Consider the following 25,686-nt stretch of genomic DNA (forward strand, 5'->3'; position numbering starts at 1 on the left):
CGCCGAGTCTGCAGGCGACTATCTGAACTGCGCGCTTTGTTTAAGCCGCTCTTCCACTAAGTGCTCCCGCGCGCGTTGCGCGGCACTATCGCGCGCAGAGTCGCGCATCTGTCTCGCAGTCGAAGCAGCATCTCTTTCAGGCAAGTGATTTTGCAACGTCTGAACCATCACTGTCTCGAATGAGGCGAGATCGGGTGCGCAGTAATCAGTCGCCCTGCTAACCGTCACTTCAACCGGTTCCGGCCTTTCGGCTGCGAGCTCCGTAGACTTGCTCAGCATGCACTGCCGATAGGCTGCCACATAAGAATCTGTCGGCGCCAGGTCCATGGGAGACTGACTGAGGCCGGCTATCAAAGCGATCAACATAGCTGACCATAGACCACTTACCCTGAAACCGAAGAACCGTTTGCGCTGCGCCCGGTGGTCATTTTCATACGGCCCCACTACCGCGCGGATGGTAAGTGACCCTGCCGGCGGGATCACCGTCAGGCAGGGTTTTGGCGTTACGCAGCGGGATGAGTGTCAGCCACTTAGCGGCTGAATGTCGGACAGCTTGAGGTCGGGAACGACGCCTAGGTAGGGGCGGGTCGGCTTCCTCGGCTTCGCCCGCACCTTCACTCTCGCCTTCACCTTTTGGGCGCGCAGGCTCGGGATTGTCCACTCGGGCCGATGGTGGTGCACCATAGGCTTCTTAAGCGCCCGCGCGATCTCGCGGGCTTCCTTGTCCGACCCGACGATCAGGACCTCGACGGTCAGCCTGTGGCGGTTCTCATAGATCAGGCGACCGACGTAGTGGTTCCGGCCGCTCCAGCTGGCCCGGATGAAATCGGACAGACGCTTGGCCAGCCCGCCGCCCTTATCGGTCCCGGTGCCGATCGCCATGACCACACCGTTCAGCAATACGCGATAGAGCCCGACCTTGTACCGCAGGTCCGGCTGATACGCCTCCAGACCGCCCGCAATGCGGACCCAGAAGCGGTCCCACTCGGCACGGGTCTTGTCACCATACAGCTGCAATTCGTTCGTCTTCATGTTCATGTCCTTTCCAAAAAATATGGGGAGTTGGTGCCCCGCACGCCGACCGAAGTCAGCGCACGAGGCGGGGAGGGGTCAGCCGGCCTGTTTCGCCGCGCCGGCCTCGACAGCCTTCAGCAGGGTGTCGTTGGCCAGGTGGGCGTAGCGCTGGGTCGACTGGTAGTTGGCGTGGCCCAGCACCTTGCTTAGCCTTGCCCGGCGGACAGACAGCCGTCGACAGCAAGGCGTGGGTGATCAAAGCCTTCGGCATAAGGCGGACTCCTTCTGTGGTTGGAAATCGGCGCAGGGGCGCCGTGACCGCCGCGCGGGCGGGCGCGGCGGCGGGGGGTGGATGGGGAAGCCTGGAGCAGGGCCGGAGGCCCGCAGTCGCCCCAGAGTTGGCCGAGTAGGCCACGCGTCGGGGCGGCGGATGGTGGGGCCATGGTCGGCCCCCGGCGGCCGTCAGCGGGCCGCGATTTGGGCGCCGTCGGAAGGAGCGGCGACCGAGTCAGATTTTCAGATTTTCAGTTCAGCAGATCGTTGGGCTCTGACGGGTCCGGACGCCGCCGAGACGCTGAAAAGCTGCGAAACTGATTTTCTGCGGCGCTACTCCTCCTCCGCCTCGTCGATATGCTTGGGGATGAGGACGTAACGCTGAACGCCGCGCGGGCCCTTGGCGAAGGTCCAGTAGTGCTGACCGATCGTCGTTCCGGTGTAGCGTTCAAGGACACCCAGGGCGACGCGGTGAGAGACGCCGCACTCCGCTGCAGTGGCCTTTGCGAGCGCCATCTTGCCGCCTGCGAAGTCGCCATCGATCAGCTGATCGATCGTGATCGCCACACGGTGTTCTGCGACCTCCGCCTCGGTGACGCAGAACTCGTCCAGGTCGTCAGGATCGACCCTTTGGACCGAGGCCAGCTTCTGGTCGTAGCTGACCCCTTCTTCGTTGGCGTAACTGAACGCAACCCGGTCAGGGCTATCGGCGCGCTTCTTCTCCATCGTGAACAGGACGATGGTCATGCCTCACCTCCAGCCTTCGGCTTCATGACCTGGGCGATGTAGACGGCATCGAAGTCCTCCAGGATGTCGGTGGTGCCTTGGTACTGAGGCGTCCCATCAGCCTTCGGGTTCTTCCGAGTGTGTCCCAAGCCGACGACGGTGCCGCCGGCCAAGACGTACTGACGACACACGTCACCCAGGGTGCTGGAGCTGTTCTTGTCCATGAGGTTGGCAAACTTCTTGACCGTGTCGATGATGACCACGGTCCCTCTTGCGGTGTCGTTCGCCACGGCCTGCAGCATGAGGTCGAGAAATTGATTGGCTCTCATTCTCATAGGCCCGGCACCACCATGTGGGCGCCAACATCCTTCAGAAGACGCGCCTTCGCCGCCACGCCTTTGCTGGTGTCATCGGCGTTGACGTAGAAGACGCGATCAGGGTCGATGCGACCTTGTTCGATCGCATCGAGCAGCAGGTTCAACACAATCAGCGTTTTGCCGGTGTTGGGCGCGGCGTAGATCATGGTGGCTTGGCCGCTCATGATGAAGTCGCCAAGCAGCGGCTTGGTGTCGGCGGCTTTGGCCTCGAGCTCTTCCGCCCGGCCGAGGAGGCTAAAGGGGAGGAGCGGGTTTTTCCTCTCAGGTCCAACAATCGAAATATCGACGGTCGGAAGAGCTGCGGTGGCGACGCTAACGTCAGCGTTTCGCTCGGGTCCCTTGGCAACGCCGTGGGAAGTGCCTCTTCCCGCTTGGTCGGCAGGATCTTGGTCGCTCAAAATGTATCTCCGTTGATTTGCGAACATGGACTGGACGAGCCCCGAACCGATCAGAGTCGAGTTCAGTGGGCGCGACCGAGGCAAACATGCGTGCTGAATCAGCGGTTTGATAGGTGCCCAGCTCTAGTACCGCTCGCATAAACAGTCGGGTCTAAGCGAATGCATCGTCCCGCAGGACCTTGCATAAATTGCAAGTGGACTTCGTGCTGGTACGACGTCAGATCGCAGGCGAAAATTGAGGATAGCCGCATTGAAGCGCCCGAAAAGCGATAAGTTTGGTGATCTGCGAGTTGGCTCGCTCGAGGCCTTTGTGGAGGTCTATGAGAGCCGGGTCCGAGAGGCGACCGCAGCGGACCTGGGGAAGGTGCACCCCACCACAATCACGCGACGCATTGAGCGGCTGGAAAAGTGGCTGGGACACGGAGCGCAGATGCTCGTGTTCGACGGAAACTTGCCCACCGCTAAAGGAGCCGAGATTTATCCTGTGGCCAAGGAAATCCTGGCTCGCCTTGAAGAGATACGAAGGCAGCCTCCCCAACTGGAAGATGAACCGACAGCTCCAATCGATATTTCCACTATCAGCGCCCCTGGCAGTGAATGAGCTTGCTGCACCAAGATGGAGCGGCCCCGAGAAGCCGCTCCATATCGTGTCACTTTACGCGTAGACCCGCGGCCTGTTCAGTTGGCGGCAGTCTAGCGTCCCACTCGTGGACGTGCTGGAATTCGTAGCCCTCGCGAGGGCCATGAGGGTCGATCCGTCGGAGCTGTTCGAGCGGGTCTTGAAGCGCCTACCGAAGCAGGTCGTCATCTGAAGCCGCGATTCGGGCCACATTGGTCCGGCGTCTGGCGGGCTGTCCTACCGCCCAGACCAGCCAGACGAGCCCGATCGTGATCGCTAGGGCGACAACGAAGGCGACCGGATGGGCGTGGGCCATGCTGAAGAGGCCGATGGTGATGATGAGCGCGAGGGTCTCCCTAGGGCGGGTGACGAAGGAGACGACTAGCGCCAACCCGATCGCCACCACGATCACCGACAAGGCGGCCTTCAGAACCGCCAGGACGATGATCAGTGTGAGGAAGCCAAGGCCGCCCCTCACTGCATCTCCCCGGCGTCGTCGAACCAGAAGTGCGACATGCAGAGGCTGTGGACGCCCAGCTCGGTCGCGGGGCTGTTCTCGACGAAGATGAAGGTGCGCCGGCCGCGACGGCGGTAGGCGACCTCGAACCACAGGCCGTAGTCCTCGATCCAGTCGTAGTCCGGCTCCTCGGCCCGGTCCCCGGTCATGGGGAAGCCGACGGCTCGGTTGATGACGTCGGGCGTGTCGCCGCCTTCTACGACGACGAAGCGGGTCCGGCAGCTCAGCCGGCGTCCGCTGTCGGCTTCCAGCTGCAGGGCCCGAAGCTCCATGAGGGCGCGCAGGTCGGGGTCCAGGCGCGGGTTGTTGATCGCTCGCGCCAGGGCGCAGCGGCTGTTCAGTGCAAGCACGGTGGTGGGTCCTTTCGGGCAACAAAAAAAGCCCCTGCGACGGTGTCGAGGGGCTCGGGCGGTGATGGTTTGGTAGGTGCTCAGACGGCCGGTCGGTCCGACACGCCGAGGCAGATGAAGCGCAGGGTGTGGTTGGTGTCAGGATGGTCGGCCACGAAGACCAGCATCCCGAAGTCGTCGGTCAGGACGTAGGCCAGCTCGAACCAGGTCCCATGGTCCTGCACCCACTCAAAGCCAGGCTGGTCGGCCTGCTCCCAAGTGACGGGGAAGCCGACCGCCTCGTGGATGGCCTCAGGCGTGTCGCCGGGCTGGACGACGACGAACTGGACCATCTCACCGAGGGGGCGGGATCGTTCTGTGTCGAGCTGCCAGACCCGGAGTCCCAGAAGGGCGCGTAGATCGGGGTCTAGGGATCGGTTGGAGATGGCCGCCGCGACGGCGTCGCGGTCGGTGAGGGAGAGCATAAGCGGGCTCCTTTCAGGTCAAAGAAAAAGCCCCGCGACGGATGTCACGGGGCGGCTTGTGTGATCGCCTAAGGATCAGGCGAATGGTGCGTTAGAGCCGGTCAATCTCCGGAGGCAGTCGCAGTCCTAGGTGTCTTCCTGCGGCGCGTAAGGAACATGACGCCGGCAGCGACCACTATGCCAAGGGTGCCCCATAGAAGGAGGCTCTCGTACAGAGTGATCCTACGCTCCGTAATCAGCACGCTCGGATGCGAGAGGCTGTACTCAACCTGACGCCGATTTTCGGCCTGATACTCCTCGGACTCGTAGAACGCAGTACTCGCGTCCCCGACCACCTCGCTACTCCGAGCGATGCTGGCCTCGAAATTTCTTAGTGGAAAATAGTTGGTTGCCCAAAGTCCGCCTACGATGACGTAGAAGGTAACCACGGCCGCTAGAGCTATTCTGAAAGTGCTATTGTTCATTCGTGTTCTCCATCTTGGTTAGACGGCACTTCCTGTGCTCATCATATAAGATGCCGAGTTTCCCGCATGCCTCGGGACCGGCCACCCCGCCTCGACGATAACCGATTCTGGGATATCCCGGTTTGGGATTTAGCGAAAGCGCCTCACGTGAGGGGTGCGCTCGTTGCCGTCATCGATCTTCACGCAGCGGCACCAGGCGCTGATCGCCTTCCTGGGCACCGCTCGCCGCGACGCGGGGCTGACGCAGGTCGAGCTAGCGGGTCGTCTTGGCCGTCCTCAGAGCTTCGTCTCCAAGGTCGAGCGTGGCGAGCGTCGGGTGGATGTCGTGGAGTTCTGCGAGATCGCCGAGGCCCTGGGTAAGGACCCGGCGAGGCTGCTCCAGGGCTTCATCGACCCGGCCGGCTGACGGCGCGCGGTGAACCGCCCGGCGGGCGTTGTTTCGGATCGGCTTTCGGGCGACCCGGTCTTGTCACGCAAAAGCTTGGCGCCGCGCAAGCATCGTCCGGTCAGAAGTGGGAGCGTTTGATCAGCGCCACGAGCGACATTCTGACCCTCGATGAACGCGAGATACAGCAAACAAGTCCGCAATGCGTCGACGGTAGCTCTCGAGACAAGCCGTCGAATAAAGACTCACCTTGGACCCTCAGGCTGCGACAGCGTCGTCCGGAAAAGCTGCGGCACCTGTCTCAGGGCTAAGCAGTCCGATAAGCCAAGCGGTGACACGATCCGACGCCGCGCCGTTTTCACAGTGATGCACAAGCATCTCGAAGGTCGCGATCTTTAGGAAGTCGGCGAAACCGTCCCCGATCACGGCCTGCCGATAGCGGTTCAGCAAGGCGATCAGTTCGCCTTGGGTGGTTGGCGGTTCCGCCTCCTTGACCGCCCAGTTCGCAAGATGGTCGAGCCAGTGCCGGAACTCGGCGTCGAGAATATTGAGCCGATAGCGGGTCCGGATTTTGTAGACGTCATCCCATGTCGCGATCAGGTCCAGATCTCCGAGAAGGTCAATCTGCCAAGCCGGAAGCACCGTCATTTTCTCGACCGAGCCTTCCAGCGGGCTGCTGTTTATCAGGGACACGCCGGCGACCAACTGGCCAAAGGGATCGAAACAACGCCGCCTCACGCCCCCTGCGTCGCGCAGCATGTCGACAGCCAGCTTGTGCGAGCTGTTACACCGGTTGCCCGCCGGTGCCAGGTTGCGCAGGTTCGCGGCCGCGAAAGGATACTGCGACGACGACAGATAGTGGTCGAGACTTTCGCGGGGGATCCGTGGGTCAGGCGACGACATCGGCTCGATCCCGCAGAAGGGGCAGATATGCGCCGGCATGGCGGCATAGACCTGGGCATACTGGCGGTCCCGTACTCCCAGTGATGCGAGGGCTTTAAACGCGACATCGAACAGGTTCGCCACAGCCCTTGAGAATGCGGCCGGCCCATCCGGCGTATCGGACAGCGCCTCGGCCGGCTCGAAGATCGCAGGAAGCTGATTTTGACTTTGCATGCAGGCGAGATAGGCCGCACGCCGCTTAGCGCTCAGTCTTGCGCCTCGCGCCGCCACGGCTTCAAGGGCGGTCAGGATCGATCGCTTGCGCGCAATCTCTGCGCGTTTGTCTAGTGGGAAGACCGCCAGCCAGTTGGCGAGGGGGTCTGCGTCTCCCGCGAACACGCGGGTCAGAAGTGTCATTAGGCCATCGTGCAGCCAGTTCTCGGACGCTGCTTCAATCGGGTAGCAGAACAGCATCGGTCAGGACGGCTGCTTAAGCTGGCGAAGCCGGTCCGCTAGGAAGGACCGCTCCACCGATGGCCCTAGTTGCGTGAGAGCCAGTTCAATCTCCGCAGCATCGCCCTCTTTGAGAAGGCCCTGCATTTTGTCATGTGCCACTTGGGAAATCGGGGGGCTCACGCGGAAGCAGGCATCCAGGATACGATCGAAGGATGCACCGAAAGTCTCGATCGAAGGCGGTCCGACCGTCAACCGGCCTTCTTCGCGTTTGAAAATGAGGACCTGCTCCCGAGGAAGATCGCAAGGGACGAAGGGTGCATGGGTCGTCAGCAGAACTTCCTGGCGGCCACGCGCTCCGTTGGGCAACCCGAGCAGCGATTTGGTGAACTGCACGCGCCATTGCGGATTGAAGTGAGACTCCGGCTCGTCGAGGATGAACAGGGCGTCCGGGTCCTCCATCATTGAAAAAATGCCGAGTATCTGGGCGAACTGGTGCTCGCCGTCGGACAGGGACACATAGTCCAATGTCGCGGCGCGGCCGTTGACACGACGTCGGAAGGCAACCTGTTCAAACCGGAAGACCTTGTCCTCGTCCTGAGGCTCGGGAAGCCGAGACGCGAAACGGCGCGTGTCGATATCCTTCTGCAGGCGCAAGCGGGCTTCGCGGGGAATGGCGAGATCGTTCAGCAGTGCGATCTTATGGAAGGCTCGGTAGAGATCGGCGGCTGTGTTGAAATGCGCGGCAAATCCCGCCCGTGTGGCCTCATTGACGAAGAAATCCAGGGTATAGGCGTCCAACTTTGGGTCGTGATGCCAGCAGGTCGCCAAGGCTTTAAAGGTCTCGACGTAGCCGCGCAGTTCGGGGGTCAGCTGGACGCCGTCCGCCGGGGCGGCCGCGTGCTTCAGCTGGATCACGCAGCGGAATGACGCCAAGTCTTCCAATCCGGCGTGGTCGATGATGCCCGTGCGAGTTTTAGCCTTGGCCAGCAACAAGTTAGCGACCAGAACTTCAAGATGGGTGCTGTAGTCGATCAGCAGAAGGCGGTTGTCAGGCACGACGTCCGGCATCGGCTTGTCTGACTTCGGCCTTGCCGCCTCGCGCACATCTCTGGCGTAGCCGCTCCGGCTCACGAAAAAGGGCAGGCTGAGGGTCTCATTGTCCCCAGATGTATATCCGACAACGAGGGACGGCAGATTCCGCGTGAAATCTCGCGCCTTCGCGGTAACGGCGACCCATTCGCCCTCCTCAGACTGAACCGCCATCTCGACCGGTCCGACCGTGCGCCCCGTCCGTGACCGTGATAGCCTGACGACGCGTTCAGCATCCCCCTTTGGCGCAATGCTATAGCGGACCTCGAACGTGGACTCCGTGTTGGAGCTCGTGCGTTCCTGTTCTTTGGCGCCCGTGTGCCACGCTGTCTGGAAGATTTCGGCGATCAACTGCAACAGCTGGGACTTGCCAGCGCCGTTGGGACCGATCAGGCAAAGCGGCGCCAGGCTGGCATCGTCAGAGGGCCTCGACACCGAGAGTTCAAGACCATCGAGGAGGCCGCCGCAGCTGACGGCGCTGTCCACGCGAAGATAGAACAGTCTCATGTCGTCGGCACCTTCAATCGGATGGCCGCTGACGCCGCGTCGTAAGTCTGCAACAGACCGGGCGGGTCCTCTTGAAGAAGGGCGAAGATCGCCGACTTCATCTCTTCATAGTCCATCGCCACGCGCGACATGGCGTCATCGAACGCCACGCCGCTCGCGCCGGTGCCCTGAAGGGCGGCCAGAACGATCTCGCGTGGAGGTGAGGGTTTGGGCATGGCGCGTCGTCCCTGTTTGATGCGCTTGTCTGTCTCCGCCTGAGCGTCCGACACCGCCTTCAGCAGCGCGTCGACTTCCGCGTCCGGCTTGTCCTCGTCCGGATCAGGCCTGAACGCCGATGTCAGAATTTGGCGGCGAAGGTTGCTGATATCCCTCACGACCCCCTCAAGTAGACGGCGAACGGACTCGATCGATAGACTTATCCGATCAAGGCGCATCGCTATCTCTAGCTGTTCGGCGAGAGGCGGAAGGGCGAACTCGAATTCCTCAAGCTTACGGGCGTTGATGTTCGACTGGCTGACGCCGTCGGATTTAACGGACCAGCAGTATGCACGTCCCGCCGGGCTGTTCAGAAAATGTGCCAGAACGTCGGGAAGGACGTCCGGGCCGCAGCGGACAACTATCAAATATCCAGCCGCGATCGCCGGCTGTTCGCCGTGGTAGACGGCGGTCTTGCCGACAAGTTCGGGGCTGTTCGTGCGGTTGAAGAGCACACAGCCGTCCTCGAGACGATGCTTTTCGATTTCGGCGGGATCTGAGGTGTAGACGAGGTTGGCCCAGTCCAAGCGGCCCGCCTGGATGTTGCCCATGCGGAGGACCGCGACGTCGCCGATGGGTCGGGACTTCTGCGCCGAGCCATACTTCAGGCTTTTTACGACGTCCTGCAGTCGGACGGGTTTCCAGGCGACCTCGCCGTCCTGACGTGCGCGCCAGCCCGCAGTCAGCGCGCCCGTAAAGGCGCTTTTGAGAGCCGCTGCGTGAACCGCGTCCAGCTGGTCGAGACTGGCCTGCGCGGCCGCGCGGCTCCGCTCCAGCCTGGCTAGCACGTCGGTGATCTCGCCCGCGACACGGTCCTGCTCGGTCTTGGTTGTGAGAAGCACGGGAAACCGCCGTAAGGCATCGAACTCCACGCTCTCGACCGTGGTCCCCGATTTGACAGCGGCCTCCAACAGCTGATCCGTGAGGGCCTCGATCTGAAGCTGCACGAAGACGGGATTGATCCCGGGCCCCGGCAGCAGGGCTTTGACATCTTGGTTGATGGTCACTGGCACGAGAGTCAACGCGGTGGGAAGCGAGTGGCTAAGGATGCCGCTGCGCGTGACGATGAGCAGGGTTCCGCTCGGCAGAAGGTTCGCCCTGCCATCCGCGAGTGCGAGTTCAGTGACCTTGTCCTGCGACGTTGCGAGGCTCTTGGGGCCGAAATCCTTGGGCGAGACCCAAGGCACGTCGCCATTCTTCCAGTAAGCGGCGATTCGCTTGCTCGGCGTGGAGCCGCCCTGCCAGCGGCCGAGTGCATCCAGTGTCGTTCGCCGCCACGGCGCACGCCGCGAGATCATCCGAGGATCTCGCGGTCGAGCTCCTCGATCTGTCGGAGCGCCGTATGAAGGTCTTCCGATATTCTGCCGATGAGCCGGTCCATGTCCTCAATGTCCGACCCGGAACGGCTTCGGGTCAACCAAGTATAATCCAGGTTGTCTTCACGTTCCGCGATCTCGGCGCGGGTCAGCCTGCTTAGACGCTCATCGGCCGTCGACGCGGCCCCTCCTGCCCCCCGAACGATCATGCTGCAGCTTTCTTCAAACGCCTTGAACGCCGCCTCCGACAAGGGATTGCGCTTGTTGAAGCGACGTACGTTGGTCCGCATGTCGTAGAACCAGACCTCTTTCGTCGGACGCCCCGACTGGAAGAACAGGACGTTGGTGTTGACGCCCTGGGCGTAGAAGATGCCCTGCGGAAGCCGCAGGATGAGCCGCAGGTCGCACGAAGAGAGAAGATCGCTCCGGACTCGGCGCCCGACGCCGGGTTCAAATAGGACATTGTCTGGCAAGATGACGGCTGCCCGACCGCCTGACCGCAGCGAACGGTAGATATGCTGCAGGAACATCAACTGCTTGTTCGTCGTCTGGAACGGCAGGTCCAAACGTTTAGGTCGAACGCCGCCGGCCGCCATTCCGAAGGGCGGATTGGCCAGGATCAGATCCGGTGCGCTGAGTTTGTCGACGTCCTCTGTCAGTGCATCGCCGTGAACCATCACGCTGTCCATCTGATGCAGGACCAGATTCATCAGACAGAGCCGGTAAGTGTCGCGCTCGATTTCCACGCCTTCGAACCGCGCCGGCCGCGCCGGTTTTTCGTTCCGTCCGAGAATGAAGTCGTGCGCCGAGGTCAGGAAACCACCTGTTCCCGCCGCCGGGTCTTGGATGGTCTCTCCGCCCTGAGGCGCCATAATGCGGACGATGCAATCCACCAGCGGCCGTGGCGTGAAATACTGTCCCGCCCCAGCCCGTGCTTCGGTGGCGTTCCGTTCCAGCAGGCTTTCATAGATCAGGCCGAAGGCGTCATTCGACACGCCCGCCCAGTCTAGTCGGTCTATCTCCTGGACGACCTTGTGCAGGTTCTCGTCGTGGCTGAACACTGTGGTAGGGAACCCGAAGATTTCCCGCACCACTTGACTATCGGAGTCCTCGCCGAGCTGGGTCAGCATCTTGCGATAGACGCCGACCAGCCCCAGCGAAGGTTGCTCGGTAAGATCCTTCCAGCGGCACCCGGGTGGGAGTTGCTCGTTCTGGCGGGTCTGGTCCGCGATCTTCAGGAACAAGAGGTAGGTGAGCTCGGACATGTATTTGTGAAACACGATGCCGTCGTCGCGTAACACATTGGATAGTGACCAGATTTTTCTGGAAAGCTCATCGCACCGGATGTCTTCGACGCCCACTTCAGCCCCTCGAGAAAGTCCAGTGTGTTTGCTGTTTCTGGCCGAAGCCGCGTCCCATGCGCGTCGCCGACGATCCTTAGACCATCTGACTCTACGCGCCTACCCAAGCTAGCAGCAGACACTGTGAGTGGCAGCTATGAGCCCCAAGCGGACAGCGTTGAGTTCGCGTCCCCCTAAGCGGAAACGCCACCCAGCAGGCACCCACGACAATCCTGAGCGGACGATGCGTCCCCCCAGTGCGAAGTCGATTGCCTATCGGGAATGGTGGTGCCGCTTGCGTGACTCGAACACGCGACCCCCGCATTACGAATGCGATGCTCTACCAGCTGAGCTAAAGCGGCCTTGTTGGGAGACGGCTCTTTATACGCGCGCTCGCGGCTTGCCAAGCAGGTGCAGCAGGGCGGCTTCGGTCGGGGCGGCCGCGATGCGGATTTCGGCAAAGGGGAGCGCGGTCAGGGGGGCGGCGGCGGCCTCCGAAATGGCGAGGGCGAGGCGGCCGGCGGCGGCCGGGCCCAGAGCTGCGGCCGGTCCCAGGGCGGCGACGGCGCGGGCGGCGCGGGGGGAGTGGATCAGGACGGTGCCGAAGTCCGGGGCGGCGACGCCGGTCTCCATGGCCTCATAGACGGCGAGCGGCAGGACGCGGACGCCGGGGCCTGTCAGCGCCTGGAGATCGGCGGCGGGCCGGGCCGCGCCGGGGGCCAGGACAGGACCGGTGGGGGCGGCGTCGGCCAGCAGGCGGGCGAGGGCCTGGGCGTCGCCTTCGGCGGACCCGACCTGGGTGAAGCCGACGGTGCGGGCGGCTTCGGCTGTTGCGGCGCCGACGGTGAAGACCGGGTGGTCACGGAAGGCCGCCGCGAAGCCCGCGAAGGCGGCGACGCCGTTGGCGCTGGTGAAGGCGAGGGCGGCGATGGTCGCGGGCGCGGGGGGCTCGAACGACAGGGGTTGGAGCGTCAGGATCGGGGCGACCACGGGTTCGTAGCCGAGATCGGCCAGTCGCCGCGCGGTGCGGGCGGCGCCGGGCTGGGCGCGGGTGACCCAGATGCGCTCAGCCATCGAGCGTCCCATCAAGGGTTCTTGGATCGACTTCCTGGTCGCCCGCGGCGGCGTGGACCTGGCCGCCGAGTTCGAGCCCCAGGGCGCGGGCGGCGGCGGGACCGGCCGCCAGATCGACCTCGCCCACGCGGCGCCAGCGGGCCGAGCCGTCGGGGCTGAGCATTTCGGTCGTCAGGCGCAGATGACCTTCCCCAACGAAGGCGTGGGCGCCGACGGCGGTGCGGCACGAGCCCTCCAGCGCCGTCATGGCCCCGCGCTCGGCGGCGACGGCCAGCGCCGTCAACGGATGATTCAGCGCCGTCGCCCAGTCGGTCCCCACATCCGCCTCGCGCGACTGAATGGCCAGGGCGCCCTGGCCCGGCGCGGGCAGGAAGGCGTCCAGCGACAGCCGCTCGCGGATCGCCTCGGTCCGGTCCAGCCGGTTCAGGCCGGCGGTCGCCAGCAGGATGCCGTCGAACTCGCCCTCGGCGGCTCGGCGCAGGCGCGTGTCGACGTTGCCCCTCAGCATCTCGATGTGCAGATCGGGGCGCAGCGCCAGAGCCTGGGCCTGACGTCGCAGGCTGGCGGTGCCCAGGCGCGCGCCGACCGGCAGGGCGTCGAAGCTTTCGGCGTGGGCGCTGATGAAGGCGTCGGAGGGGTCCTGGCGCTCCGGGATGGCGGCGATGGCCAGGCCCGGCGGCTGGTCGGCCGGGACGTCCTTCATCGAGTGGATGGCCAGATCGATGCGGCCGTCCAGCAGCGCCTCCTCGATCTCCTTGGTGAAGAGGGCCTTGCCGCCGATCTCCAGCAGGCGGCGGTCCTGCACCCGGTCGCCGGTGGTGGTGATGACGACGATGGGCAGGGCCTGGTCGATCTCGGCGTCCGGCACGCCGAGCGCACGGGCCAGGGCCAGGCGGGTCTGGCCGGTCTGGGCCAGGGACAGGGCCGAGCCCCGCGCGCCGATGCGGATCGGAAAGGTCATGAGGCTCCGCCTTCGTCGCCGTTTGTTGCGTGGAGGGTCCGGGGTCGCTACCTCGCCCGGATGGCGACGACGGCGGACTATACGAGCGCGGGGGCGGGAGCAAACGCCGCGCTGATCGTGCTCGGGCTGGAAACCAGCTGTGACGAGACCGCCGCCTCGGTGGTTCGGCTGTCCGATGGCCGCGCCGAGGTGCTGAGTTCGGTGGTGCACAGCCAGATCGACGACCATGCGGCCTTCGGCGGCGTGGTGCCGGAAATCGCGGCGCGCAGCCATGTGGAGATGATCGACGGCGTGGCGCGCCGGGCCATGGCCGAGGCCGGGCTGGACTACGCGGACCTGTCGGGCGTGGCGGCGACGGCGGGGCCGGGGCTGGTCGGCGGGGTCATGGTGGGGCTTAGCTTCGGCAAGGCGGTGGCCCTGGCGCGCGGCCTGCCGCTGGTGGCGGTGAACCATCTGGAGGGGCATGCCGTCTCGGCCCGCCTGACCGAGAGCGGCGATCCGGCGGCCTATCCCTTCCTGCTGCTGCTGGTCTCGGGCGGGCACTGCCAGCTGCTGGAGGTGCGCGGGATCGGCGACATGAGCCGTCTGGGCACCACGATCGACGATGCGGCCGGCGAGGCCTTCGACAAGACGGCCAAGGCGCTGGACCTCGGCTATCCGGGCGGGCCGGCGCTGGAGAAGTTGGCCGCGAGCGGCGATGCGGACCGCTACGATCTGCCGCGCGCCTTGCTGGGGCGGGCTGGATACGACTTCTCGTTCTCGGGACTGAAGACGGCGGCGGCGCGGCTGGCCATGACGGTTAAGACGGATCAGGACCGGGCCGATGTGGCGGCCGGGGTGCAGGCGGCGATCGCGCGGCAACTGACCGAGCGCACCGAACGGGCCATGGCGGACTTCGCCCAGCGGCATGAGACGCGGCGCTTCGTGGTCGCCGGCGGGGTGGCGGCCAACAGGACGGTGCGGACCCGGCTCGAGGCGGCGGCGACGCGCCACGGCTTCAGCTTCCTGGCCCCGCCGCTGGCCTATTGCACCGACAACGCCGCCATGATCGCCCTGGCGGGGGCCGAAAGGCTGGCTCTGGGGCTGACCTCGCCGATGGATGTCGCCGCCCGCCCGCGCTGGCCGCTGGACGAGGCGCGCGCACTGGCCGATCCTGCACACAAGCCGGGACGCAAGGGCGCCAAGGCCTGACGCTCGAGTGGACCGAAATCTGAGCCCGGACGAAACCGGGTCATCCGGACCGAGTTCGGTCTGCAGGAGGACGCATGGACTATCGCACGGCGGGGGTGATCGGCGGCGGCGCCTGGGGCACGGCCCTGGCCCAGGTCGCGGCGCGGGCGGGGCTGCAGGTCACGCTGCAGGCGCGCGAGACCGAGGTGGTCGAGAGCATCCGCGCGCGGCGCGTCAACGAGGCCTTTTTGCCGGACGTCGAGCTGGACCCGGCCGTGTCGGTGACGGACGACCTGGCCGATCTGGCCGAGTGCGACCTGATCCTGGCGGTGCCGCCGGCCCAGCATCTGCGATCCGTGCTGACGGCGTTCGCGCCCCATGCGCGGGCGGGCCTGCCCATTCTGCTGTGCTCCAAGGGGGTGGAGCGCGGCTCGCTGAAGCTGATGACCCAGGTGCTGGCCGAGACGGTCCCGCAGGCGGCGCAGGCGGTGCTGTCGGGGCCCAGCTTCGCCGGCGAGGTGGCGCGGGGTCTGCCGACGGCGGTGACCCTGGCCTGCGCCGACGAGGCGCTGGGGCAGGCTTTGCTTCAGACCCTGTCGTCGCCCGGCTTCCGGCCCTATCTGGCGACCGACCTGATCGGCGCCGAGGCCGGCGGGGCGGTGAAGAACGTCCTGGCCATCGCCTGCGGCATCGCCGAGGGGCGGGGCCTGGGCCGCAGCGCCCACGCCGCCCTGATCACGCGCGGCTTCGCGGAGCTGACCCGGCTGGCCGTGGCGCTGGGCGGGAAGCCTGAGACGGTCGCCGGCCTGTGCGGTCTGGGCGATCTGGTCCTGACCTGCTCCAGCCCGCAGTCGCGCAACATGAGTCTGGGTTTGGCGCTGGGTCAGGGCCAGACGGTCGAACAGGCGCTGGCCGGCAAGCGCTCGGTGGCCGAGGGTTATGAGAGCGCGCCCGCCGTGCGCGATCTGGCGGCTTCACTGGGCGTCGAGACCCCCATCTGCAACGGCGTCGCGGCGGTCCTGGCCGGCGAGGCGGGGGTGGAAGAGGTGATCATCGGCCTGCTGTCCCGTCCGCTGAAGGCCGAGGACGCTTGAGCGAGACGCCCCAACCCCGGGCGCGCGTCTGGAAGACCCCGCCGGGCGTCGCCCTGTGCGCGATCGACGACATCGCCGAACCGGGCAGCCGTGGCTTCGTGCTCCAGATCGGCGAGGCCTACTTCCACGGCTTCGTGGTGCGCAAGGACGGCGCGGTCGTCGGCTATATCGACCGCTGCCCGCACGCGGGCTTTCCGCTCGCCATCGAACTGGACCGCTATCTGACGCCTGACGGCGGCCTGATCCTGTGCGGGTGGCACGGGGCGGTGTTCGACCCGCTGTCGGGACAGTGCCTGGGCGGACCGGGCGCGGGGGGTCGGCTGAGCCCCTGGCCGGTTCAGGTCACGGGCGGGATCCTGCGGACGGCCTGATCGTCGGCCTGAGGCGGGCCTACTTGCGCAGGCGTTTCGCGTTCGCCGTGGCCGCCCTGTGCAGGGGTTTCATGGCGTCCGCCTGGGCGTTCAGCAGGGCGCTGCCGAGGGCCCAGCCCTGTTCGGCGCTGCGGGTCCACCAGCCCATCATATAGCTGGCCTGAGCCTGAGCGGCGGCGGCGGGGGTGGCGGCGCGTGCCATGGCCTGCGCCGCCTCGACGGCCAAGCCGCTCTCGCGGGCGCCGGCGGCGACCAAGGCCTCGGACGCCGCGCTGAGGCCGCGCTGGGCCCGGCCGGCGGAGGCGGTGAAGGCGGCGACCTTCTCGGAGCTCATCAGCGCCATCTCCTTCAGGTCGGCGCGGCGCGGGTCGGCCAGGCCGGCGGCCATGATCTCCAGACGCGCGGCGACGACCTCTGCGGTGGCGGCCATCAGTTCGCCGCCGGCCTTGGCGGCGCCCAGGGCGACGCTCGTGTCGGCCGACAGATGGGCCAGGTTCGTGGCGGGGGTGGATTGAGATGTCATGGGGTCAGCGCTCCAGCGCATAGGCGCGCATGAAGCGCCGCACGGTATCGGCCGCGCGCGCGGGAATGTCACGCGCCGGTTGTTCGACCGCCAGCATGTGACGCAGGTGGGCGTGGCCCAGCACCATGCCGACGAAGGTTTCCGCCGCGCCCTCGGGATCGTCGACGGCCAGGCCGGCCTCGGCGGCGTGGGCGTCCAGCCAGGCCGCCAGCCGGCGCAGGCTCTCGCCCGGGCCGGCGTCATAGATGGCGCGCGCCATTTCCGGCTCCTGGCCCGAGAACAGGGCGACGCCGCGCAGGGACGCCGCCTTGTCGGCGTGACAGACCTTTTCCAGCAAGGCGGCGGCATAGGCCGTCAGCACCGCGCCGGCCTCGCCGCCCTGACGCAAAGGCTCGGTCATGGCGTCGGAACGGCCGGCGGCCAGGGCGCGGCCGATCTCGATCTTGGACGAGAAGCGGTTGTATAGCGTCTGTTTCGACACGCCCGCCCGGCGCGCGATCTCGTCCATCGAGGCGGCGGGGCCCTTCTCCGCGAACAACTCGGAGGCGGCGGCCAGAATGGCCTCGCGCTTGCGTTCGTCGATCTGACCGGCTGCGCGCGGCATCAGTGCGCGTCCCCGCCGGCGGCGACCGATCCGGGCCTCACCGGCCGGGCGAACAGCGTGACGGAGGCGGCGACGGCCGTCGCCACCGCCAGCATGGCGAAGGCGTCGCCGAAGGCCAGCGTCGTCGCCTGCTGATGCAGGATGCCGTACATGGCCTTCATCGCCGCGCCCTCCGGATCGATGGAGTTGGCGAAGAAGCCGCTCATGCCGCCCATCATCTCCTGAACCGCCGTATCGGACTGGCTGATCCGGCTGGTCAGCTCGCCCATGTGCAGGGCGGTGTTGGTGGTGAGGGAGGTGTTCAGCAGCGCCAGACCGAAGGCGCCGCCGATATTGCGGCCCAGGTTCACCAGGCCGGAGGCGTTCTTCACCATGTGCGGCGGCAGGGTCGACATGGTCACCTGCTGCGACGCGATCATGGCCAGCATGACCCCGACGCCGCGCAGGGCCTGGACGCCCGCGAACTGCCAGAAGCCCCAGTCGTCGGTGACGGCGTGGGCGTCCCACATGCCCCAGGCGACCATGATGAAGCCACCGAACATCAGGAAGCGGGGGTCGACCGCGCGGACCAGCCGCCCCGCGAAGGGGCCGGTGGCGAACATGGCCAGGCCCGACACCACCATGGTCGTGCCGACCTCGGCCGAGGAATAGTGGCGCACCCGGCCCAGGAACAGGGGCAGCAGGAAGGTGCCCCCGAACAGGGCCGCGCCGACGGTGAAGGTCATCATCCAGCCGACCGCGAAGTTGCGGTTCAGGAAGGCGCGGAACTCCACGATCGGATTGTAGTAGCTGAGCGAGCGCCAGACGAAGGCCGGGCCGGTGACGGCGGCGGCGACGGCCAGCAGCAGGATCGAGGTGTCGGCGAACCAGTCGTTCTTGGAGCCCTCCTCCAGCACGAACTGCATGCTCATCAAAAAGACGGCCATCAGGCCCAGGCCGAACCAGTCGAAGCCCTTGGACAGCGACGGGTCGCCCTTGTCGAAATTGGCGTAGCGGCCGACCAGGAACAGCACCAGCATGCCCGGCACGACGTTGATGAAGAACAGCCATCGCCAGGACAGCCACTCGGTCAGGTGACCGCCCAGGGTCGGGCCGACCGTGGGGGCCAGGGTGACGATCAGGCCCATGACCACGCTGGCGGTCACCCGCTTGTCCGGCGGGAAGGCGGTGAAGGCCACGGCGAAGACGGTCGGGATCATCGCTCCGCCGACGAAGCCCTGGATGGCCCGGAACAAGATCATGGTGTCGATCGACGACGACAGCCCCGTCGCGACACTCATCAGGATGAAGCCGGTGCAGGAGATCATGAAGACCTTCTGCGTGCCCCACAGGCGCGACAGATATCCCGACAGGGGGATCATCACGACCTCGGGGATCAGATAGGCCGTCTGGACCCAGCTGATCTCGTCGGCCGAGGCGCCCACCCCTGCCTGGATCTGCGGCAGGGAGGCGGCGACGATCTGGATGTCGAGGATGGCCATGAACTGGCCGATGACCATGCCGGCGAAGCCGAGCAGCAGCATGGTCCAGTTGATCTCAGGCTGGGCGACCGGGGCTCCCGGGGCGCTGGAGGGCGCGGCGGGGGTCATCGGCGCGCCCGAGGGGGCGGCCGCGGCGTCTGTCACTGGCTTGAACTCGCGCCGCTGTCGGCCAACTGCACCTGACCGGCCTCGGCGAAGCTCTGGCCGCCGTGGCTCTTCAGATCGACCTTGACCTCGACCGACAGGCCGGGACGCAGGGCCGGGGCGCCGGCGCCGTGGTCCACCACGATGCGGACCGGCAGGCGCTGGGTGATCTTGGTGAAGTTGCCGGTGGCGTTCTCGACCGGGATCAGGGCGAACTCGGAGCCGGTGGCCGGCGAGAAGCTGTCGATGCGGCCGTGCAGGCGCTGCCCGGGGAAGGCGTCGGCGGTGATCTCGACCTCCTGGCCCAGGCGCAGGCGGCCGACCTGGGTCTCCTTGAAGTTGGCCACGACATAGGTCTGGGTCAGGGGCACGACGCTCATCAGCTGGCGGCCCTGGGCGACATATTGGCCGGGGCGGACGGCGCGGGCGCCGACCACGCCGGCGACCGGCGCGCGGATGACGGTGCGGTCCAGGGCGGTGCGGGCCTCGTCCACGGCGGCGCGGGCCTGTTCGACGGCGGCCAGCTGCTGGTCGCGGGTCGTGCCCAACACGCCGGCGGTGCGCTGTTGCGCGGCCAGGGCGGCGCGAGCCTCGGCGACGCTGGCCTGGGCGGTCTGGGCCGTGGCCTGTTCGGTCTGGATGCGTTGCTGCGAGACCCAGCCCTGCTCGGCCAGGCGGCCGTAGCGCTGGACCTGCTCGCGGGCCAGGGTGGCCTGGGCCTCGGCCTGAGCCACGCCGGCGGCACGGGCGCCCGTGGTGGCCTGGGCCTGGGCGGCCTGGGCGTCGACGTTCTGGACCGCCGCGATGGCGGCTTGCAGCGTCGCCTCGGCCTGGGCCAGATGCGCGCGCTGATCCGCGTCGTCCAGGCGGACGAGGACCTGCCCGGCCTGGACGCGGGCGTTGTCGCCCACCAGCACCTCGGCCACATAGCCGGCGATCTGGGGGCTGACGGCGGTGGTGTCGGCCTGGACGAAGGCGTTGTCGGTCGTCTCCCAGCGCTGCTTGCCCTGCCACCAGACGAAGCCGCCGATGATCAGGACGACAACGACCAGACCAGCGACCACGAGGGGCAGGCGCTTCTTGAGTGCGGGTGATACAGACATGGCTTTCCGGGGAGTCTGGGCCGGGGAGGGCTCGGGGAGAGGCGGCGCTAAAATGGACTTGATCGTCCAAAAATCAACTGTCCATGTTGCGATGCGATGAACACATCGAGTTTCCGATCATTCACCGCCTATGAGTCCATCGATGACTGACGCCCTGCCCGCCGTTCTGGACGTCGCCGTGATCGGGGCCGGGGCCGCCGGGATCGCCGCCGCGCGGCGCTTGCTGGGCGAGGCGTTGTCGGTCGCCGTGTTCGAAGCGCGGGCGCGCGTCGGCGGGCGGGCGCTGACCCTGCCGTATCAGGGCCACGGCCTCGACATGGGCTGCGGCTGGCTGCACTCGGCGGACGAGAATGTGCTGGCGCGGATGGTCCCGGACTTCGGCTTCACGGTCGACAAAACCCCGCCGCCCTGGGAGGGGCAGTCGTTCAATCTGGAGGTCACGCCCGCCGAACAGGCCGAGTTCGGCCGCGCCTTTGGCGAGTTCGAGGAGCGGGTGGCCGAGGCGGCGGCGCGGGGCGAGGACGGACCGGCGTCGGACCTGTTCGATCCGGCCTGTCGCTGGAACGGGCGGATGGACGCCGTCTCCGGCGCCCTGAACGGCGCGCGGTTCTCGCAGGTGTCAATCATTGACTACGACGCCTATCGCGACACCGGCGTCAACTGGCGGGTGGCCGAAGGCTATGGGCAGTTCATCGCCGGGCTGGCCCATCACGAACTGGCTGGCGTGACCGTCCGTCTGGACTGCCCGGTCAGCCGCATCGATCGCTCGGGGCCGATCCTCAGACTGGAGACGGCGCATGGAACGGTGGAGGCGCGGTCGGTCATCATCACCGTTCCGACCGCCATCCTGACGTCGGGCGCGCTGCGGATCGACCCAGCGCCCGAGGCGTGGCTGGAGGCGGCGAGCGGCGTGCCGCTGGGGTTGGCGTCCAAGGTGCATATGGCGGTCGAGGGCTGGGAGGACTTCCCCAAGGACGGCCTGCTGTGGGGCCGCAGCGACACGGCCGACACCGGCGGCTATCACCTGCGCCCGTTCGGTCGGCCGATGATCGAGGGCTATTACGGCGGCGACCTGGCCTGGGGTCTGGAGGGCGAAGGCGAGGCGGCCTTCTTCGCCTTCGCGCAGGACGAGCTGGTCTCGCTGCTGGGCTCGAACATGAGGAAGCGGCTGAGCGCGGTGGCCACCACCATGTGGGGCGTCGAGCCCTGGTCGCTGGGGGCCTATTCCCACGCCCTGCCGGGTCACGGCCACGACCGGGCCCTCCTGCGCGCCCCACTGGAGGACCGGCTGTTCCTGGCGGGTGAGGCGACGGCCCCGGCCTTCTACGGCACCGCCCACGGCGCCTGGATGGAGGGCGAACGCGCGGCCGAGGCGGCGCTGACGGCGCTGGGCCACGCCCTGCCGGTCGTCGAGGCCTGATGGCGCGGCCGGCCCCGAAGCTGAAGCCCGTCGCCAAACGCCCGGCCGTGATGACCGGCGCGCCCATGCCAGTGCTGGGCTGGCCGCCCGACGAGGATCGGGTCGAGAGCATCTTCAAGCGACTGTCCGCCGTGATGCCGGATCCGAAGACCGAGCTGACCTGGTCCAGCCCCTATACGCTGGTGGTCGCGGTCGCCCTGTCGGCCCAGGCGACCGACGTCTCGGTCAACAAGGCGACCGACAAGCTGTTCAATGTCGCCGATACGCCCCAGGCCATGCTGGCGCTGGGCGAGGCGGGCCTGACGCCCTTCATCGCCTCGATCGGCCTCTATCGCGGCAAGGCCAGGAACGTCATCGCCCTCAGCCGCATGGTGATGGAGCAGCACGGCGGCGAGGTTCCCCTGAACCGCGAGGGCCTTCAGGCTCTACCCGGCGTCGGGCGCAAGACCGCCAGCGTGGTGCTGAACGAACTGGGGATCGAGCCGGCCATCGCCGTCGACACCCACGTCTTCCGCGTCTCGCACCGCCTGGGCCTGGCCAACGAGGGCACGCCCGACAAGGTCGAGGCCCAGCTGATGCGGATCGTGCCCGAAGCCTATCTGCCCAAGGCCCACCACTGGCTGATCCTGCACGGCCGCTACACCTGCACGGCGCGCAAGCCCAACTGCCGCGGGTGCGTGATCAGCGACCTTTGCCCCTCGCGGGCGGTGTTCGCGGCGGCCTAGCCCCATAGCCCGCTCATCCCGGCGGAAGCCGGGATCCAGGTCTTTGGCCCGGCCAGAAGGGGCGGCGGCTTGCGCGCCGTTCTCACTGGGTCCCGGCTTCCGCCGGGATGAGCGGTTCAGATGACAGCGCGAACGGCCTCGGCGAACAGCGCCCCGCTCTTGGGGTCGTGACCGAGGTAGAAGTCGGGCTCGATCAGTTCCAGCTCCATCAGGCGCCAGGCGCCGTCAGCGCCCGGCGCCAGGTCGACGCGGGCGTAGAGGAGGGGCTCGTCAATCATTGACAGGATGCGTTCGGCGACGGCCAGGGTCTCGGGCGCCGGGTCTATGCGGCGGTAGTCGCCGCCGTACTGGACCTGGATGCGGAAGTCGCCGGGGACCGGGCGCTTGTTCACGGCATGGCTGAAGCGGCCGCCGAAGAAGAGGAGGGAGGTTTCGCCCTCGCTCTCGATGGCGTCGAGATAGGGCTGGATCATCGTCAGGCCGGTCGGCAGGTCGGCGACAGGCTCGCCACGCGACAGCCGCTGGGTCCGCCAGGCGCCGCCTGAGACGGCAGGTTTGACGACGATGGCTTCGGCCCCCAGCGTGTCGAAAGCGGCGACGACGTCCGCCTCGGTCGCGCTCTCGATCCAGAGGGTTTCGGGGACCGGCGCGCCGCGTTCGGCCAGGCGCTGCAGGTACCGCTTGTCGGAATTCCAGCCCAGCACCGAGGCTGGATTGGCGATCCGCACCCCGGCCGTCTGCCAGGTCGCGCAGGCCTTCAGCCACTGGGCGTGGTTGCGGTGATAGCCCCAGACGATGGTGGCCAGCACCAGCGGATAGGCGGCCAGCCCGGAGGCGTCGTCCACATGATCGGTCCAGGCGGTCGGGACCACCTCGGCCCCCGCCAGCGCCAGTGCCTGGGTCAGCCGCGCCAGCACGCCGGGCCACTGGCTGGCGTAGGACGGATCGGCGGGATCGGGGGTCAGGACGGCGATCTGGGTCACGGCGCCTGCTTAAGGCGCGCCGCCCCAGAACGCCAACCGACTGGCCAGAACGCCCCGCCCCGGCTAAGGCCGCGCCATGACCCAACCTACTTATGACGTCTGCGCCGTCGGCAACGCCATCGTCGATGTGCTGAGCCCCGCCGAACCCGCCTTCCTGACCGCCCAAGGGCTGACGCCCGGATCGATGCAGCTGGTCGATCAGGACCAGAGCGCGGCGCTGTATGACGCCATGGCGGCGGGGGTCGAGGCGTCGGGCGGTTCGGCCGGCAATACGGTGGCGGGCGTCGGATCGTTCGGCGGCAAGGCGGCCTATATCGGCAAGGTGGCGGACGATGTGCTGGGCAGGGTCTTCAGCCACGACATCCGCGCGGCGGGCGTTTCGTTCGACACGCCGGTGCTGACGGACGGCGCCGGGACCGGCCGCTGCCTGATCAACGTCACGCCGGACGCCCAGCGAACCATGTGCACCTATCTGGGCGCCGCCAACCAGCTGACCGCCGCTGACATCGACGCGGGCCTGATCGGCGACAGCGCCATCGTCTATCTGGAAGGCTATCTGTTCGACCCGGCCCCGGCCCGCGCCGCCTTCGAGCGCGCCGCCGAACTGGCCCACGCCGCCGGGCGCAAGGTGGCGATCACCCTGTCGGACACCTTCGTGGTCGCCCGCTGGCGCGCCGAACTTCTCAGCTTCATCGAAGCCTCGGCCGACATCGTCCTGGCCAATGAAGGCGAGCTGGGCGCCCTGTTCGAGACCGACGACTTCGACGCGGCGGCAGCCAGACTGGCCGCGATGGTCGAGGTGGCGGCGGTGACGCGCGGGGCCGAGGGCTCTGTGGTCATTCGCGGCGACGAGCGGGTGGCGGTGGCCGCCTATCCGGTGGAGACGCTGACCGACACCACGGGCGCCGGCGACCAGTATGCGGCGGGCTTCCTGCTGGGCCTGGCGCGCGGTCTGGATCTGGAGATCAGCGGCAAGCTGGGCTCGCTGGCCGCCTCCGAAGTCATCGCCCACTGGGGCCCGCGCCCGATGACGTCGCTCAAGGCGCTGGCCGAGCAGAACGGGCTTTCCGTCTAACCCGCTCATCCCGACGGAAGTCGGGATCCAGTTCTTTGGCGGCGTGCAAAGCGGCCGACCATATGAGCGCCGCTCTCACTGGGCCCCGGCTTCCGCCGGGGTGCTCGGGTGTGGGTGAGGCTATCGCCGTCTCAGCGTCACATAGAACGCCCCGTCACCCCCATGCCGCCTGTGAGCGGTGGACCAGCCGGCGACGACGGGGCGCAGGCGGGGGCCTTGCAGCCATTCGGTGATGGAGGCGCGGATCACGCCGCCGCCGCGTCGGCCCTGGCCGGTGATGACCAGGACGGCGCGCAGGCCGCGCGCCTGGCTGATCGACAGGAACTGAACCAGCTGATCCTCGGCCTCGAACCGGCCATAGCCGTGCAGGTCGAAGCGGGCCTCGATCGGATCACGCTCGCGAGCCAGGCGACGCTGGCGGCGCGGCTCCAGCGGATCGGGCGACGGGATGGCGCGCGGCGGGCTGGGCTTGGCGGGCGTCGCAGCGACGGGGGCGGACACAGGCTTCGGCGGCGCTTTCGCCGGTTTGCCGGACGGCGCGGGCATCGCCGGAATGGCCTGGTCGGAATGCAGGGGCGCGGCGCGCGTGCGGGGCTTCACCGAGCCGGCGACGCGGGCCCAGATCCGGCGATCCTCCGGGCTCAGGTCGCCCCTCCTGCTCATTCGGGCGTGTCGTCCTCGAACACGTCGCCTGGGCCGGGTTCGTAGGCCAGCAGGTCGCCGGGCTGGCAGTCCAGCTCGCGGCACAGGGCGTCCAGGGTCGAGAAGCGGACGGCGCGTGCCTTGCCGGTCTTCAGGATCGACAGATTGGCCAGGGTCACACCCACGCGGTCGGCCAGCTCGGTCAACGACATGCGTCGCTGCGCCAGCATCTTGTCCAGTTGCACGCGGATGGCCATGGCCGGTCCTAACCCGCCCCGGGGCGGGCCTCCAAGGCTAGATGGTCAATTCGGATTCACGGCGCAGGCGCGCGCCCTCGCGGAACACCTCCGCCAGGACGAAGACGACCAGGACGGAAAAGGCGGGGGTCAGCAGCTCGCCTGGACCCTGGCGGTCCAGGATGCCGGGCGCCAGCCGCGCCGCCGCCATGCCCTGGAAGAACCAGACGCCGCCGGTGACCACGGCCAGGATCACGCCCACCTGGCGCAGGCGCCGGACGTTCTGGGGGTGGAAGGGGTCGCCCTGGGTCAGGGTGCGGAAGATCAGACGCAGGCTGCGCAGGATCAGGGTGAAGGCGCCGACATAGGCGGCGGCCGAACCAATGGCGAACAGCATCAGCGGCTTGGTCAACGGCAGCTGGCGGCCGCCGGAATCATCGCTGATGGTCAGGTTCAGGTTTTCGGTCGGAATGAACATCGAAGCGACCAGGGCCAGCAGACAGACGGCGGTCGCAAGCAGCAGGACCCAGAAGGCGACATCCAGCGCGATCTTCAGGACCGTCGACAGCGAGCCATGGCCGAGGGCGCGGAACAGCGGGATGCGCGGCAGGCCGTTCAGGCGGGCTTTCAGGCTCTGCAGGGGCATGA

The 25,686-nt window shown here is 67.1% G+C and carries 30 protein-coding genes and 1 tRNA gene; 8 read left to right on the plus strand and 23 right to left on the minus strand.

Features of this window, described 5'->3' with window-relative positions; translation table 11 throughout:
* Positions 1-522: 522 nt before the first annotated feature.
* The 4 genes from ASG17_RS00785 to ASG17_RS15095 all read right to left on the minus strand — a co-directional run bounded on the left by ASG17_RS00785 (position 523) and on the right by ASG17_RS15095 (position 2,788).
* Positions 523-1,032, minus strand: a complete 510-nt coding sequence (locus ASG17_RS00785; protein ID WP_156367684.1) for a hypothetical protein — start codon at positions 1,030-1,032, stop codon at positions 523-525.
* A 588-nt stretch (positions 1,033-1,620) separates the two neighbouring features.
* Positions 1,621-2,034 (minus strand): hypothetical protein, encoded by a 414-nt coding sequence (locus ASG17_RS00790; protein ID WP_056098062.1) that lies wholly within the window; start codon positions 2,032-2,034, stop codon positions 1,621-1,623.
* Positions 2,031-2,342 (minus strand): hypothetical protein, encoded by a 312-nt coding sequence (locus ASG17_RS00795; RefSeq protein ID WP_162238758.1) that lies wholly within the window; start codon positions 2,340-2,342, stop codon positions 2,031-2,033. The genes ASG17_RS00790 and ASG17_RS00795 overlap by 4 nt, the downstream gene beginning before the upstream one ends.
* A gap of 2 nt (positions 2,343-2,344) precedes the next feature.
* The gene (locus ASG17_RS15095; protein ID WP_162238759.1) at positions 2,345-2,788 is read right to left on the minus strand and encodes an AAA family ATPase; all 444 of its coding nucleotides are present in this window, start codon (positions 2,786-2,788) and stop codon (positions 2,345-2,347) included.
* Positions 2,789-3,038: 250 nt separating this feature from the next.
* Here ASG17_RS15095 and ASG17_RS15345 point away from each other — a divergent pair, with 250 nt between their 5' ends.
* Positions 3,039-3,389 carry a LysR family transcriptional regulator gene (locus ASG17_RS15345; protein WP_156367686.1) on the plus strand — a complete coding sequence of 117 codons (351 nt, stop codon included), beginning with the start codon at positions 3,039-3,041 and terminating at the stop codon, positions 3,387-3,389.
* Between the two features lie 187 nt (positions 3,390-3,576).
* On the opposite strand, the gene ASG17_RS00805 is transcribed toward ASG17_RS15345, so the two are convergent.
* The 4 genes from ASG17_RS00805 to ASG17_RS00820 all read right to left on the minus strand — a co-directional run bounded on the left by ASG17_RS00805 (position 3,577) and on the right by ASG17_RS00820 (position 5,202).
* Positions 3,577-3,885, minus strand: a complete 309-nt coding sequence (locus ASG17_RS00805; RefSeq protein ID WP_056098066.1) for a hypothetical protein — start codon at positions 3,883-3,885, stop codon at positions 3,577-3,579.
* The gene (locus ASG17_RS00810) at positions 3,882-4,274 is read right to left on the minus strand and encodes a hypothetical protein (protein ID WP_056098068.1); all 393 of its coding nucleotides are present in this window, start codon (positions 4,272-4,274) and stop codon (positions 3,882-3,884) included. Before ASG17_RS00810 ends, ASG17_RS00805 begins: the two co-directional genes overlap by 4 nt.
* An 80-nt stretch (positions 4,275-4,354) precedes the next feature.
* The gene (locus ASG17_RS00815; protein WP_056098069.1) at positions 4,355-4,738 is read right to left on the minus strand and encodes a hypothetical protein; all 384 of its coding nucleotides are present in this window, start codon (positions 4,736-4,738) and stop codon (positions 4,355-4,357) included.
* 101 nt (positions 4,739-4,839) lie between these two features.
* Entirely contained in the window at positions 4,840-5,202 is a 363-nt protein-coding gene (locus ASG17_RS00820) for a hypothetical protein (RefSeq protein ID WP_056098071.1), read from the minus strand.
* Positions 5,203-5,365: 163 nt separating this feature from the next.
* Here ASG17_RS00820 and ASG17_RS00825 point away from each other — a divergent pair, with 163 nt between their 5' ends.
* On the plus strand, positions 5,366-5,608 hold the full coding sequence (locus ASG17_RS00825; RefSeq protein ID WP_056098908.1) for a helix-turn-helix domain-containing protein: 243 nt from the start codon (positions 5,366-5,368) through the stop codon (positions 5,606-5,608).
* Between the two features lie 237 nt (positions 5,609-5,845).
* Here the strand turns inward: ASG17_RS00825 and ASG17_RS00830 are convergent, their stop codons facing one another.
* From ASG17_RS00830 to hemC, 7 genes are all read right to left on the minus strand, one after another.
* Positions 5,846-6,943, minus strand: a complete 1,098-nt coding sequence (locus tag ASG17_RS00830; protein WP_056098072.1) for a hypothetical protein — start codon at positions 6,941-6,943, stop codon at positions 5,846-5,848.
* Between the two features lie 3 nt (positions 6,944-6,946).
* Positions 6,947-8,521: a restriction system-associated AAA family ATPase gene (locus tag ASG17_RS00835; RefSeq protein WP_056098074.1), complete on the minus strand. Its 1,575-nt coding sequence runs from the start codon at positions 8,519-8,521 to the stop codon at positions 6,947-6,949.
* Entirely contained in the window at positions 8,518-10,074 is a 1,557-nt protein-coding gene (locus tag ASG17_RS00840; protein WP_082496039.1) for a restriction endonuclease subunit S, read from the minus strand. The genes ASG17_RS00835 and ASG17_RS00840 overlap by 4 nt, the downstream gene beginning before the upstream one ends.
* A complete protein-coding gene (locus tag ASG17_RS00845) occupies positions 10,071-11,453 on the minus strand; it encodes a class I SAM-dependent DNA methyltransferase (protein WP_200935006.1) in 1,383 nt (460 codons plus the stop codon). The genes ASG17_RS00840 and ASG17_RS00845 overlap by 4 nt, the downstream gene beginning before the upstream one ends.
* Before the next feature lie 265 nt (positions 11,454-11,718).
* Positions 11,719-11,794, minus strand: a tRNA-Thr gene (locus ASG17_RS00850).
* 19 nt (positions 11,795-11,813) lie between these two features.
* Positions 11,814-12,506 carry a uroporphyrinogen-III synthase gene (locus ASG17_RS00855; protein ID WP_056098911.1) on the minus strand — a complete coding sequence of 231 codons (693 nt, stop codon included), beginning with the start codon at positions 12,504-12,506 and terminating at the stop codon, positions 11,814-11,816.
* The gene (gene hemC / locus ASG17_RS00860) at positions 12,499-13,467 is read right to left on the minus strand and encodes a hydroxymethylbilane synthase (RefSeq protein ID WP_056098079.1); all 969 of its coding nucleotides are present in this window, start codon (positions 13,465-13,467) and stop codon (positions 12,499-12,501) included. The genes ASG17_RS00855 and hemC overlap by 8 nt, the downstream gene beginning before the upstream one ends.
* A gap of 60 nt (positions 13,468-13,527) precedes the next feature.
* On the opposite strand from hemC, the gene tsaD reads away from it, so the two are divergent.
* The 3 genes from tsaD (at position 13,528) to ASG17_RS00875 (ending at position 16,102) form a co-directional block, all read left to right on the plus strand.
* Positions 13,528-14,658: a tRNA (adenosine(37)-N6)-threonylcarbamoyltransferase complex transferase subunit TsaD gene (gene tsaD / locus ASG17_RS00865; RefSeq protein WP_056098081.1), complete on the plus strand. Its 1,131-nt coding sequence runs from the start codon at positions 13,528-13,530 to the stop codon at positions 14,656-14,658.
* Between the two features lie 74 nt (positions 14,659-14,732).
* Positions 14,733-15,731, plus strand: coding sequence for an NAD(P)H-dependent glycerol-3-phosphate dehydrogenase (locus ASG17_RS00870; RefSeq protein WP_056098083.1), 999 nt, complete (start codon positions 14,733-14,735; stop codon positions 15,729-15,731).
* On the plus strand, positions 15,728-16,102 hold the full coding sequence (locus tag ASG17_RS00875; protein ID WP_056098085.1) for a Rieske (2Fe-2S) protein: 375 nt from the start codon (positions 15,728-15,730) through the stop codon (positions 16,100-16,102). The genes ASG17_RS00870 and ASG17_RS00875 overlap by 4 nt, the downstream gene beginning before the upstream one ends.
* Before the next feature lie 19 nt (positions 16,103-16,121).
* Here ASG17_RS00875 and ASG17_RS00880 read toward each other — a convergent pair whose 3' ends face one another.
* The 4 genes from ASG17_RS00880 to ASG17_RS00895 are packed head-to-tail and all read right to left on the minus strand — an operon-like array spanning position 16,122 to position 19,957.
* Entirely contained in the window at positions 16,122-16,625 is a 504-nt protein-coding gene (locus tag ASG17_RS00880) for a phasin family protein (protein ID WP_200935007.1), read from the minus strand.
* Between the two features lie 4 nt (positions 16,626-16,629).
* A complete protein-coding gene (locus tag ASG17_RS00885) occupies positions 16,630-17,229 on the minus strand; it encodes a TetR/AcrR family transcriptional regulator (RefSeq protein ID WP_056098086.1) in 600 nt (199 codons plus the stop codon).
* Positions 17,229-18,818, minus strand: a complete 1,590-nt coding sequence (locus tag ASG17_RS00890; protein WP_056098088.1) for a DHA2 family efflux MFS transporter permease subunit — start codon at positions 18,816-18,818, stop codon at positions 17,229-17,231. The genes ASG17_RS00885 and ASG17_RS00890 overlap by 1 nt, the downstream gene beginning before the upstream one ends.
* Before the next feature lie 32 nt (positions 18,819-18,850).
* A complete protein-coding gene (locus ASG17_RS00895) occupies positions 18,851-19,957 on the minus strand; it encodes an HlyD family secretion protein (RefSeq protein WP_056098089.1) in 1,107 nt (368 codons plus the stop codon).
* Between the two features lie 142 nt (positions 19,958-20,099).
* Here ASG17_RS00895 and ASG17_RS00900 point away from each other — a divergent pair, with 142 nt between their 5' ends.
* Positions 20,100-21,377: an NAD(P)/FAD-dependent oxidoreductase gene (locus ASG17_RS00900; RefSeq protein WP_235560325.1), complete on the plus strand. Its 1,278-nt coding sequence runs from the start codon at positions 20,100-20,102 to the stop codon at positions 21,375-21,377.
* A complete protein-coding gene (gene nth / locus ASG17_RS00905; RefSeq protein ID WP_056098092.1) occupies positions 21,377-22,102 on the plus strand; it encodes an endonuclease III in 726 nt (241 codons plus the stop codon). Before ASG17_RS00900 ends, nth begins: the two co-directional genes overlap by 1 nt.
* A gap of 116 nt (positions 22,103-22,218) precedes the next feature.
* On the opposite strand, the gene ASG17_RS00910 is transcribed toward nth, so the two are convergent.
* Complete coding sequence (locus ASG17_RS00910; RefSeq protein WP_056098095.1) at positions 22,219-23,085, minus strand: RimK family alpha-L-glutamate ligase; 867 nt, start codon at positions 23,083-23,085, stop codon at positions 22,219-22,221.
* Positions 23,086-23,161: 76 nt separating this feature from the next.
* Here ASG17_RS00910 and ASG17_RS00915 point away from each other — a divergent pair, with 76 nt between their 5' ends.
* Entirely contained in the window at positions 23,162-24,160 is a 999-nt protein-coding gene (locus tag ASG17_RS00915; protein ID WP_056098097.1) for an adenosine kinase, read from the plus strand.
* 120 nt (positions 24,161-24,280) lie between these two features.
* Here ASG17_RS00915 and ASG17_RS00920 read toward each other — a convergent pair whose 3' ends face one another.
* The 3 genes from ASG17_RS00920 to ASG17_RS00930 are packed head-to-tail and all read right to left on the minus strand — an operon-like array spanning position 24,281 to position 25,684.
* A complete protein-coding gene (locus ASG17_RS00920; protein ID WP_056098099.1) occupies positions 24,281-24,823 on the minus strand; it encodes a Smr/MutS family protein in 543 nt (180 codons plus the stop codon).
* On the minus strand, positions 24,820-25,059 hold the full coding sequence (locus ASG17_RS00925; protein ID WP_056098100.1) for a helix-turn-helix transcriptional regulator: 240 nt from the start codon (positions 25,057-25,059) through the stop codon (positions 24,820-24,822). Before ASG17_RS00925 ends, ASG17_RS00920 begins: the two co-directional genes overlap by 4 nt.
* A 37-nt stretch (positions 25,060-25,096) precedes the next feature.
* Entirely contained in the window at positions 25,097-25,684 is a 588-nt protein-coding gene (locus ASG17_RS00930) for a DUF2975 domain-containing protein (protein WP_056098102.1), read from the minus strand.
* Positions 25,685-25,686 lie beyond the last annotated feature (2 nt).

The sequence above is a fragment of the Brevundimonas sp. Leaf363 genome (genome assembly GCF_001424025.1).
Lineage (GTDB): Bacteria > Pseudomonadota > Alphaproteobacteria > Caulobacterales > Caulobacteraceae > Brevundimonas.

Excerpts from the sequence above, each read along its gene's own strand:
- ASG17_RS00920 (WP_056098099.1), bottom strand. The coding sequence starts at position 24,823 with ATGAGCAGGAGGGGCGACCTGAGCCCGGAGGATCGCCGGATCTGGGCC.
- ASG17_RS00915 (WP_056098097.1), top strand. The coding sequence starts at position 23,162 with ATGACCCAACCTACTTATGACGTCTGCGCCGTCGGCAACGCCATCGTC.
- ASG17_RS00820 (WP_056098071.1), bottom strand. The coding sequence starts at position 5,202 with ATGAACAATAGCACTTTCAGAATAGCTCTAGCGGCCGTGGTTACCTTC.
- ASG17_RS00895 (WP_056098089.1), bottom strand. The coding sequence starts at position 19,957 with ATGTCTGTATCACCCGCACTCAAGAAGCGCCTGCCCCTCGTGGTCGCT.
- ASG17_RS00835 (WP_056098074.1), bottom strand. The coding sequence starts at position 8,521 with ATGAGACTGTTCTATCTTCGCGTGGACAGCGCCGTCAGCTGCGGCGGC.
- ASG17_RS00930 (WP_056098102.1), bottom strand. The coding sequence starts at position 25,684 with ATGCCCCTGCAGAGCCTGAAAGCCCGCCTGAACGGCCTGCCGCGCATC.
- ASG17_RS00790 (WP_056098062.1), bottom strand. The coding sequence starts at position 2,034 with ATGACCATCGTCCTGTTCACGATGGAGAAGAAGCGCGCCGATAGCCCT.
- ASG17_RS00925 (WP_056098100.1), bottom strand. The coding sequence starts at position 25,059 with ATGGCCATCCGCGTGCAACTGGACAAGATGCTGGCGCAGCGACGCATG.
- hemC (WP_056098079.1), bottom strand. The coding sequence starts at position 13,467 with ATGACCTTTCCGATCCGCATCGGCGCGCGGGGCTCGGCCCTGTCCCTG.
- ASG17_RS00830 (WP_056098072.1), bottom strand. The coding sequence starts at position 6,943 with ATGCTGTTCTGCTACCCGATTGAAGCAGCGTCCGAGAACTGGCTGCAC.
- ASG17_RS00885 (WP_056098086.1), bottom strand. The coding sequence starts at position 17,229 with ATGCCGCGCGCAGCCGGTCAGATCGACGAACGCAAGCGCGAGGCCATT.
- nth (WP_056098092.1), top strand. The coding sequence starts at position 21,377 with ATGGCGCGGCCGGCCCCGAAGCTGAAGCCCGTCGCCAAACGCCCGGCC.
- ASG17_RS00855 (WP_056098911.1), bottom strand. The coding sequence starts at position 12,506 with ATGGCTGAGCGCATCTGGGTCACCCGCGCCCAGCCCGGCGCCGCCCGC.
- ASG17_RS00890 (WP_056098088.1), bottom strand. The coding sequence starts at position 18,818 with ATGACCCCCGCCGCGCCCTCCAGCGCCCCGGGAGCCCCGGTCGCCCAG.
- ASG17_RS00785 (WP_156367684.1), bottom strand. The coding sequence starts at position 1,032 with ATGAAGACGAACGAATTGCAGCTGTATGGTGACAAGACCCGTGCCGAG.
- ASG17_RS00795 (WP_162238758.1), bottom strand. The coding sequence starts at position 2,342 with ATGAGAGCCAATCAATTTCTCGACCTCATGCTGCAGGCCGTGGCGAAC.
- ASG17_RS00870 (WP_056098083.1), top strand. The coding sequence starts at position 14,733 with ATGGACTATCGCACGGCGGGGGTGATCGGCGGCGGCGCCTGGGGCACG.
- tsaD (WP_056098081.1), top strand. The coding sequence starts at position 13,528 with ATGGCGACGACGGCGGACTATACGAGCGCGGGGGCGGGAGCAAACGCC.
- ASG17_RS00880 (WP_200935007.1), bottom strand. The coding sequence starts at position 16,625 with ATGACATCTCAATCCACCCCCGCCACGAACCTGGCCCATCTGTCGGCC.
- ASG17_RS00900 (WP_235560325.1), top strand. The coding sequence starts at position 20,100 with ATGACTGACGCCCTGCCCGCCGTTCTGGACGTCGCCGTGATCGGGGCC.
- ASG17_RS00840 (WP_082496039.1), bottom strand. The coding sequence starts at position 10,074 with ATGATCTCGCGGCGTGCGCCGTGGCGGCGAACGACACTGGATGCACTC.
- ASG17_RS00815 (WP_056098069.1), bottom strand. The coding sequence starts at position 4,738 with ATGCTCTCCCTCACCGACCGCGACGCCGTCGCGGCGGCCATCTCCAAC.